Source organism: Streptomyces sp. NPDC002133, from assembly GCF_040296405.1.
GTDB lineage: Bacteria > Actinomycetota > Actinomycetes > Streptomycetales > Streptomycetaceae > Streptomyces.
Map to the genome: position 1 here is coordinate 24616 of NZ_JBEOXF010000079.1, position 9045 is coordinate 33660.

Annotated in this window: 7 protein-coding genes and 2 pseudogenes; 4 read left to right on the plus strand and 5 right to left on the minus strand. The window is 68.9% G+C overall.

The window, feature by feature from the left end; all coding sequences use genetic code 11:
- Window positions 1-320: 320 nt before the first annotated feature.
- Both ABT078_RS38455 and ABT078_RS38460 read left to right on the plus strand, forming a co-directional pair.
- Window positions 321-740 (plus strand): hypothetical protein, encoded by a 420-nt coding sequence (locus ABT078_RS38455; RefSeq protein ID WP_351236357.1) that lies wholly within the window; start codon window positions 321-323, stop codon window positions 738-740.
- Window positions 737-1432 (plus strand): annotated as a pseudogene (locus ABT078_RS38460) (nucleotidyl transferase AbiEii/AbiGii toxin family protein). Before ABT078_RS38455 ends, ABT078_RS38460 begins: the two are co-directional and overlap by 4 nt.
- A gap of 449 nt (window positions 1433-1881) precedes the next feature.
- On the opposite strand, the gene ABT078_RS38465 reads toward ABT078_RS38460, so the two are convergent.
- Together ABT078_RS38465 and ABT078_RS38470 are read right to left on the minus strand one after the other, a co-directional pair.
- Window positions 1882-2091 carry a hypothetical protein gene (locus ABT078_RS38465; RefSeq protein ID WP_351236359.1) on the minus strand — a complete coding sequence of 70 codons (210 nt, stop codon included), beginning with the start codon at window positions 2089-2091 and terminating at the stop codon, window positions 1882-1884.
- 159 nt (window positions 2092-2250) lie between these two features.
- The gene (locus ABT078_RS38470; protein WP_351236361.1) at window positions 2251-3177 is read right to left on the minus strand and encodes a PP2C family protein-serine/threonine phosphatase; all 927 of its coding nucleotides are present in this window, start codon (window positions 3175-3177) and stop codon (window positions 2251-2253) included.
- A gap of 776 nt (window positions 3178-3953) precedes the next feature.
- Here ABT078_RS38470 and ABT078_RS38475 point away from each other — a divergent pair.
- A complete protein-coding gene (locus ABT078_RS38475) occupies window positions 3954-5075 on the plus strand; it encodes an IS630 family transposase (protein WP_351236363.1) in 1122 nt (373 codons plus the stop codon).
- 67 nt (window positions 5076-5142) lie between these two features.
- On the opposite strand, the gene ABT078_RS38480 is transcribed toward ABT078_RS38475, so the two are convergent.
- Complete coding sequence (locus ABT078_RS38480; RefSeq protein ID WP_351236365.1) at window positions 5143-5736, minus strand: SMI1/KNR4 family protein; 594 nt, start codon at window positions 5734-5736, stop codon at window positions 5143-5145.
- A 1317-nt stretch (window positions 5737-7053) separates the two neighbouring features.
- Window positions 7054-7449, minus strand: a complete 396-nt coding sequence (locus ABT078_RS38485) for a hypothetical protein (protein WP_351236367.1) — start codon at window positions 7447-7449, stop codon at window positions 7054-7056.
- Between the two features lie 561 nt (window positions 7450-8010).
- Here ABT078_RS38485 and ABT078_RS38490 point away from each other — a divergent pair.
- Window positions 8011-8236, plus strand: a pseudogene (locus ABT078_RS38490) (carbonic anhydrase); the annotation flags it as partial.
- Window positions 8237-8520: 284 nt separating this feature from the next.
- Here the strand turns inward: ABT078_RS38490 and ABT078_RS38495 are convergent.
- Window positions 8521-9045: SpoIIE family protein phosphatase (locus tag ABT078_RS38495; RefSeq protein ID WP_351236369.1), on the minus strand; the 525-nt coding region annotated here is incomplete at its 5' end.

Here is a 9045-nt window from a genome sequence, read left to right on the forward strand (position 1 = left end):
GCAGGGCATGGGCGTCGCCCCGCGCAGCCGGCTCCCGCAGCGGTGAACGCCGCGTGACAGGCCGCCCACCCCGCCCCGGTCGGTGAGATCACCACACCAGGCGGTGGATGCATCAACTTATGTCGCGGGCGTGCGCCCCGCCATCAGCCCTGGCCGCCGCCCTGGGGGCACAGCCGGGCCCAGACCGCCCGGCGATCGCGCGCACCGCGCGGCTCACCGTCCGCGCCGGAGCGTCACACGGCGTGGTCGGCAGCTACGGATGCCGTGCAGAGGGCACAACCGGCCACCGCTCGGACCCCGCGCCGCGTACGCTGGCCGCCATGACGACGCACGACGAGCCCCAGCGGCCCGGCCCGCAGGACCCGGAGCCGGGGCGGGAGCCGGCTGCCGGGGCCACGCACCGGCAGCGTTGGGCACCCGAGGCACGGCAGCTGCCGCAGCGGCTAGAGGAGCTGCGCGGCCCGTGCGAAGGCGTCGTTGAGCTGCCGCTGCACGTGGCCTGGTCCGGGCTGCGCGCCTACGATCTCGCGGACGAGAAACTTCTCCTCGGCCTCTACCGAACCGTCCTGACCAGCGGCTTCCACGACGACTACACGACATTCCTGAACGCCGACCTGCTCCGCGTGCACTGGCCCCGGCTGCGCCGCATGATCGGCCGCGGCGTCCGCACCGCCTGGGAGAACGCCTTCCCCCAGCTGCGCATGACGGCCACGGCGGCATCGGCGACTGCAGCAGCGTGAGTCTGGACGACGTCCCCGCGCACCACCGGCGGCTGCTCACCGATGCCCTGGAGCTGGGGAGCGGATACGGGCTGGCGCTGACGGGCGGCTACGCCGTGCAGGCGCACGGGCTGGTACACCGTCCCAGCCAGGACCTGGACTTCGCCACCGTCCACCCAGCCCCAATACAATAAATCATCACCACGCTCACCGGCGGGCTAACCGCCCGCGGCTGGGACATCACCGTCATCGACATCCACCCGCTCAAAGCCCGCTTCCTGGCCGCCGACCCCACCAGCGGCCACGCCTGCGAAGTCGACGTACTCAAGGAAGCCCCCTGGCGGCCACCCGTCGTCCTCGACGTCGGCCCTGTACTCGCGCTGGAGGACCTGATCGGTACCAAGGTCCGCGCGCTCGCCGACCGGGGACTGCCCCGCGACTTCATCGACGTCCACGCCGCCCGCGACCTCTACACCGCCGCCGACCTGGAAAACCTCGGCGCCCGCCACCCCGACGAATTCGACCTCACCGAACTCCGCGACCGCCTCGAAACCCTGGAATGGGTCAGCGACACGGAGTTCACCACCTACGGCCTCACCACCGAACAGATCACCGCCCTGCGCGCATGGGCCCAGGAGTGGCTCGACGACCTCGCCCAGCGCCTCGCCGAAGGCACCCACGCCGACGGCGACGACGCCCCGTACGCTCTCTGAGCGGAGGGGCCACGGGGTCGCTGATCGGGGAGTAGGGCCACACCGGCATGTCGCGGGCGCCCTCGCAGGTGAGGAAGTCGATGCGGTCGCAGTCGTCCAGGTGGCCGCCGCTCCATCCGTCGGGGCTCGGGGTGCCCTGCCATTAAGCGCGGGCCAGGGCGTATGCCTCGGGCTGGGAGGGAGCACGGACGAGGAACCGGTAGGTGTGGCCTTCGCTGGTCTGCATCCACAACCGGTACACGCAACGGGGCCGGGCACGCCCCAGTCTCCCCCGGCGGTGAACGCCGTCTTGATGGCGTGGCGGCAATGGTTGGTGTGCAGGGCGGTGACGTCGTCGCGTTCCCGGCGGTGGATGGTCCGCAGCTCCTCCACGTCGTCCAGTGCGATGGTCTGGGGCTGGGCCCGCTCGGCGGCGGAGAAGGGGCGCACCACGCCGGCGCGGTCCTCCTTCACGTCGGGGCGACGAGCACGGTGGGGATGTGCGGGTCGTAGGCGGTGACATCCCCGCACAAACAAATCCCGACTCCGCCGCAGTGTCCCACCGGGGCCGCCCAGGGCACAGCGCGTCGGTCGTAATGCCTGCGATCGCGCACCGCGCGGTCGATGCGGGCGTGCGGATGGCGGCCCGCCAGGGTGCGGGCCGCGACGGACACAGTCAATAGCAGTGGTCGTCAGGTTGGCTTGCATGAAGGCGCGGCTGGTCAGATCGCCCGGAACAGCTCCGACAGCTACGGGTAGGACCGCTGATGCCCCGCTCTGCCGGGTGCCGGATAGCCGCGCATAAGAGTCCCGTGCCGCGGCGGTACATCTCTGCTTTCTCAAGGTGCGGTCCGGCTTGGGGTGTTGCGGATGGCGACGCAGGCGATGTCGTCGTTGAGTTCGCCGTTGCTGTAATGGAGGAGGGCTCGGTGGAGAAGCCTGAGAAGTCTGTGCGGTGAGTTGGTGGCTGTCTGCCGGGTCCAGGTGGTGAGAGGGAAGAAGATGCCGTGCGCGTTGCGGGTTTCGGTGACGCCGTCGGTGTAGAGCAGAAGCAGGTCGCCGCGTCCGAAGGGGACCTGGTCGACGTGGTAGTCGGAGCCGATGAGCGCGGCGAGATTGACCGGTGGTGACGGGGCGGAAGGTTCGATGGTGCGGGTTTTGCCGTCATGCAGGAGGAGGGGCGGGGGGTGCCCGCAGCTGAGGATGAAGGCGTGGCTGCCGGTTGGGGGGATTTCGGCGATGACGGCCGTGGCGAAGCGCTCGGAACCATCTTCGGTGGGGACAGCGGCGCTGTAGCGGGTCATGGTGGTGTCCAGGCGGTGCGCGAGCTGCGCCAGTCCGGGAGCTTCGTAGGCGGCTTCGTAGAAGGAGCCGAGGATGGCGGCCGAGACACCGACCGCACGCAGACCTTTCCCGCGGACGTCGCCGAGGATCAGGCGCAGGCCGTGGGTGGTGTCTGCCACGGCGTAGAAGTCTCCGCCGACGCGGGCCTGTGGTGCCGCGGCGAGGTAGAAAGTGGCAATCTCCAGGTTTCTGACGCGGTGAGGCACCGGCCTGAGGAGGACTTCCTGCGTGGCGTCGGCAACCGCGCGGACCTGGGCGAGGGTGTGCTCGCGTTGCAGGCGCAGGTGACTGGCGTAAGCGGCTGCGAGAGTGACGGCGCCGATCGCGCCGGCAGTGTACAAAGAGGAGCTGTCCGAGAAAGCCACGGCAAAGCCGATGACCGCAAGAAGACAGACCATCCCCAAGAGGAGAGTTGCCCCCACTGACCAGACCGAAGCGGCAAGCGCAGGCGCTGCCGGCAACAACCGAGTGAAAGGAACGTCTCGCGGCGTGAGGACCGCCAGGAGACCAATCACAGCGGTCAACACAAGCGGAGACAAGAGCACAGGATCCCGTCGCCAAAATTTGATCCATTGCACCTTAAATCGACCTGAAATTCCCATAAGGGTGGATCGTAAGGCATCCATGATCGGGTGCGGCCGACGTCGACGGCCAGGACCTCACCGCTGTCATCCACCGGATTGCCGAAGGCATCGAGCCGGTCTGGGAGAACGCCGCTTGGACGGTCGACGGGCACGGCATGGCGCCCGCAGTGCACGCCAGCGCCTGATCCTGCTCGCCACGCGCCAGCGTTTCCGCCAGCCGGAACGCTGGCGCTTTCACGTCCCGGGCCCGGTGCCATCCTGGTGTCCTGCCCGCACCAGCCAGGAATGAGGCCGCGGACGACATTCGATCCGATGACCGCAGGGGAAGACGCCGCCAGCAAGGTGATGCATACGCGTCTGTCCGACCGAAGCTTCACCGGACGTCTCGAGCAGCGTCTCCGCACGTGGCAAGTGGTTCGTCCCACCTTTCTCGCCCAGGTTGAGGACGTCGTACTCATTGCTCTGCTGGCCACAGCCGGTAAGTCGGACGCCAACACACCGAAAGCCTGGTAGGTAGTGCTCTGGCCGGGAAGGTTCACCGGGTTGCTGCTCGCGGCCGGGGCTACTGAGCCGGTTGGATGTGAGGGACATCCGATTCGAGTGGTGGAGGCGCGGTGGCTGAGCCCGTCCGAGTGCGCAGGCTGACCGATCAGGAAGGCCAGCGGCTGCAGCAGATCGTGCGCCGGGGCAGCACCAACACGGTCCGCTACCGGCGCGCGATGATGCTGTTGGCTTCGGCCGGTGGGAACCGGGTGCCGGTGATCGCCCAGCTGGTCCAGGCCGATGAGGATACCGTCCGCGACGTGATCCACCGGTTCAACGAGATCGGCCTGGCCGCTTTGGACCCTCAGTGGGCGGGAGGCCGTCCCCGCCAACTCAGCTCTGACGACGAAGACTTCTTCGTGGCGACGGCCATCACCCGCCCGGCTAGGCTCGGCCAGCCCTTCACCCGCTGGTCCATCCGCAAACTCGCCGCCTATCTGTGGAAGGTCCACGGCCGGGTGATCCGCATCGGCCGCGAGGCCCTGCGTTGCCTGCTCGCCCGACGCGGTATCACCTTCCAGCGCACCAACACGTGGAAGGAGTCCACCGACCCCCAGCGCGACGCCAAGCTGGACCGGATCGATCACGTCCTTCAGCACTTCCCCGATCGGGTCTTCGCGTTCGACGAGTTCGGGCCGCTCGGGATCCGCCCCACCGGCGGCTCGTGCTGGGCCGAGCAAGGCAGGCCCGACAGGGTGCCGGCGACCTACCACCGCACCCACGGAGTGACCTACTTCCACGGCTGCTACTCGGTCGGCGACGACATCTTGTGGGGCGTCAACCGGCTCCACAAGGGCGCCGCCCAGTCCCTGGCCGCGCTCAAGTCGATCCGCGGCGCGCGTCCGGACGGCGCCCCCATCTACGTGATCATGGACAACCTCTCCGCACACAAGGGAGCCAAGATCCGCGCCTGGGCAAGGAGGAACCGGGTCGAGCTGTGCTTCACCCCGACCAACGCGTCCTGGGCGAACCCGATCGAGGCTCACTTCGGGCCACTGCGACAGTTCACGCTGGCGAACTCGAACCATCCGAACCACGCCGTCCAGACCTGTGAACTGCACCGCTACCTACGCTGGCGCAATGCCAACGCCCGCCATCCCGACGTCCTCGCCGCTCAACGCAAGGAACGCGCACGCATCCGCAGCGAGAAGGGCATCCGCTGGGGCGGACGCCCCATCCCCGACGCGGCATGACAACCCGGGTGAACCAACCCGGTCACAGCACTGACTGCGGGCGGCCAGGCCATCAGGGCTTCCGCGGCTACTTCCAGGGCTTCCCCGTCGAAGGGTCCAGGCCTGCCTGCCAACGCCGCTTCCTCTCACGCCAGTTGACAAAAGAGTGCTCTTCCGGAAGGACGACACTGATCGTTTCCTTCTGGAATTCGTTATCGGTGAGCAGTCTGCGCAGGAACTCCGCCATCCCGAAAGGGTGGACTTGGAACGGAGGGTCCGTGTGCCGCCCGCACACGAGCACGGGCCATCGGTCAGGATCATCACCCGTAGTCAGCCAGCAGTAAATGTCTGCGCCGCTGGTGAAGCCCCAGGCCAGGATGGATTCGGGATCCACGTCCAGGGCCGCTCTACCACCGAGCATCTCCCATGTACCGCGGGCGTTCGCCGTTTCGCCCTCCAGGCCGTCCCAGTCCCTGTAGACATCGGGCCGCGGAACCGGCAGCAGGATTCCGACTTCCGTACTGAGCTGCCCTGCCCCGTACATCTCCATGAAGGCGACATAGTCGGCCGGAAACTGGGTCCCCCAGATCTCCTCGACAGCACTCCAGTCGATCCGCTCATCCACGCCGTGCGTCGCTGGCACAACCTGCGCGAGCGCCGCTACCTGAGGATTCCCGCCCACTGCCACTCCTTCGCGCGCATCTTCGAGCGGCCACAACTTACGCGATCACGCTCCCTGCGAGAGGCGAATGGTCTGGCGCCGGCAGGAACCTCAACCCGGCGAACCTTCCCGGTCACAGCAGTAGCCGCAGCAGCCGCCCTGCAAAAGCAGCAGGACGTGGAGCTGTTCGCCGCACTGCCAGAGCTGCCCAACGTCATCCAGCAACGCGTCACACGACTGCGCCTGCTGTCTGTCGGAATCACCCCCACCTCGGGACACCGATGGATACGGCTCTCGTCGACCGCCAGCGAGTTCCTCCAGCCAGCGGCGCTACTCGACCCGCCGGAGGTATAGAAAGGACGCAGGGCCGCTCGCCCCGGACCTGTAGCCGAACTCGGCGACGCTGCGGCGTGTCCTGGCCGCTTGCCCCCTGCCGCGCGGTGTGCGGCGGGGCAGCAATGCATGCCTGACGCGAGGGTGCGCAAAGTTAACGTGCGGTCCGGCGGACCGTAAACGATGGTGACGGTTCGACCGGTCGGCTGCTCCGCATCGCCGCGGAACCCGCCTACGGAGGAACCGGGTGGTCCCCGGCGAAGTGGTGCCGGGCTCCGTCGATGGGGCTGTCGGCGTCGACGGGGACACGGAGACCGGGTCCGGCTGGTGTGGGCCGGCTGGTCGCTGTTCGGCCTGCAACTCAGCGACCTCGCCGCCGTACGCCGGGCCGAGCCGGGCGACGAGCTCACCCTCGTCTTCCCCCGGGAATGACCCAGGGCCGCTGCCGCCTTGAGGCCTCGCAACCGCTGCACCAGACGCCTGCGGGTCATGCGAAGGCGGGTACGGCGTCCTCCTCGGTCCAGTCCCCGTCGAAGAGCGCCGCGATGCACCGGCCCAAGTACGCGATGACCATGGAGCTCCCCGCCCCTCCACCCGTCCTGGACCCTGCCGTTCCGCACCCCGGCCGGTCATCCGGAACAGACCGGGTTCGAGTCATCTACACGGACGGGGGCAAGGTTGTTCATCGGCGAGCTCAAGCGCTCCGGCGACCCCGGACAGCCCGGCTCCGCGCCCGTATCGCCGCCCCCGCCTCCCGGCAACGGCCACCGGCCCAGCAGCCGGCCGAAGGCCGCCCCCGCCCACGCTCAGGCCACCTGAGCACCCCGGGCCCCGGCCACGTCAACCGCGGCAGGGGCTCGGAGCGGGTACGGGGAGCCGTCACTGGGACGTGGCGGCTCCGCGTACCCGCTCGCCCCCGCGGTCCGCAGCGCCGGCCTGCAGCGACTCACCACGGGACGCAGTCGGCGGACCGCTCAGGCCCGGCCGCGCAGGGGTTCCGCGGTCTTACGCGTACTTCCGGCCGGAGCACCAGTCGGGGCCGGTCACGCGCTCGCAGACCTCGATGGCTTCGACCTCGTTCCTGTCGTAGGCGCGTGAACCGCACCCGTTCGCGGATCCGTTGCCGTCGCTGATCTCCACGTACCCGCCGACCAGCCAGACTTTGGCGTAGACGCCGTGGCCGTCCGCTTCGCGGTCGCACGCGAAGGCCACTTCCCCGAGGAAAACGCCTTCGTAGTAGACGTGAGACACCTCCGCGTAGTCGTCCCCCTGGTAGACGCGGGGTATGACACCCGCGTGGGCGGGCCCGGCAGCCAGAGCCGACAACCCGACGACGGCGGCAGCCAGAGCCAGAGCCTTCCCCGTTCTCCGTGCGGCAGCGGCGATCTTACGTCTTCCCATGTCCGTGTCTCCTGGGCGTTGGCGATGAGCGGCCCTGCTGCTTCATACGGCAGACCGGACGAAGCAGCAGAGCCGCAGGGCATGATGGTGCGGCCGAGCAGTCGGGTTCGATACCGGTGAGAACACCACCGACGGCTTGGCCATGCGCGCAAAATACTTGACGATCCCTTTGGCCGCTTCGGTTCCCCCGGCAGGCCGCGGGGCAACTGTCACGCGCCCTCCAGAGCACGGCGCCACAGGCCGCTGGGGCAGAGCGGAAACCAAGGACCGGGGCCGGACACGCGGAGCGGGCTCTGTCGTCGCCTCTGTCCTGCGCGACCACCCCTACAGCGCCGCCCACTTCGCTGAGCTTCTCGGCCAACGAGCGGCCGCGGCGGGTGGCGGCAAGCTCGTTGAACGCCCGCCGGTAAGAGAGGCTCTGGGGTGGCTGACTGTCTGACTGACTGTCCGGCAGGAGACCGTCTGGTGCGTGGAGTTCGGGCCCTGCCGGGCCCTGGGCGTTCGGTCAGTTCCGCGCGGGATCGCCGCAGCACTTTTTGTGCTTCCGGCCATTCGCACCACCTGTTCGTGGTCCGCACCGCAGGCCACGTGGCGGGGCCGAAGGTGCTGAGCAGCATCGAGTACGGCGTGAGCGTGCTCGCTGCCCGCTGGTCGTGGTGCTGGGCCACGACACGTGCGGCGCGGTCGCGGGGCCACCCGTGCCGCCCTGACCGACGGCGCCGGCACCACCACGGGATACGTGCGCGATGTCATCGAGCGCGTCACGCCCAGCATCCTCGCCGCCCGCGACGGCGACACGGTGCTACTACGGCTCGGGGATCCAGCCTCGCCGGTTCTGCACCGGTCGCCGCCCTGCTGCTGGAGCACATCACGAACCGCAACACAACGAACACCGCCACCAACCCCGCATCCCACTGGCCCTTACCGGGCCGCCGGGTCTGGCTCATGTCCGATGATCTTGTCCCCGAGGGCCCGTGGGAGCGCACAGCCCACTACTTCCGCCGCACCCAAGCGCAGATACCAGCACCCAGGCCGGCTTCGGGTGCCCAACCGCGTCGCGCTGGCGCTGCTTTACCGAGCGTGGAAAGCCTCTTCGTCACGTGGCGTGGAGGGGGCGGGCGGCCACCCTGGCTGCCGTGCGATGGGCCCGGTTGGCGGTCTGGCCGGTTCGTTCCGGGAGGGTGGGGGGAAGTTCCGACACCGCAGCCAGGTGCAGATTGCCTTCGAGCTGTAGCCCTTGTCGCCGACAACGTGATCGGGCCCGACACGCGGGCGCTCAGTCAAGGACCGCGACGTGGTCGGCGGCGCCTCCGCGCCACTCATGAAAAGGGTGGCGTCGTCGCTGGTGCGCCCGCTCCGTTCCCTCTTCAGCGTGTGAGAGAGCCGGCGCAGATCCGCCCGCAGCCCCTGCGACGGCTCCTCCCCCAGACGGTTCACGCAGCGGATGAGGCGTTCCTCGCCGAACTGCTCCCCGTCGCCGACGTGTTCCTCGATGATGCCATCGGTGTAGCACAGCACCCGGTCGCCTTGCTGGAGCGTGTGCTCTCTGATCCGGGGCATCTCACCGCCGAAGCCGATGGGCAGCGTCGTCGCGCT

Excerpts from the sequence above, each read along its gene's own strand:
- ABT078_RS38455 (WP_351236357.1), top strand. The coding sequence starts at position 321 with ATGACGACGCACGACGAGCCCCAGCGGCCCGGCCCGCAGGACCCGGAG.
- ABT078_RS38485 (WP_351236367.1), bottom strand. The coding sequence starts at position 7,449 with ATGGGAAGACGTAAGATCGCCGCTGCCGCACGGAGAACGGGGAAGGCT.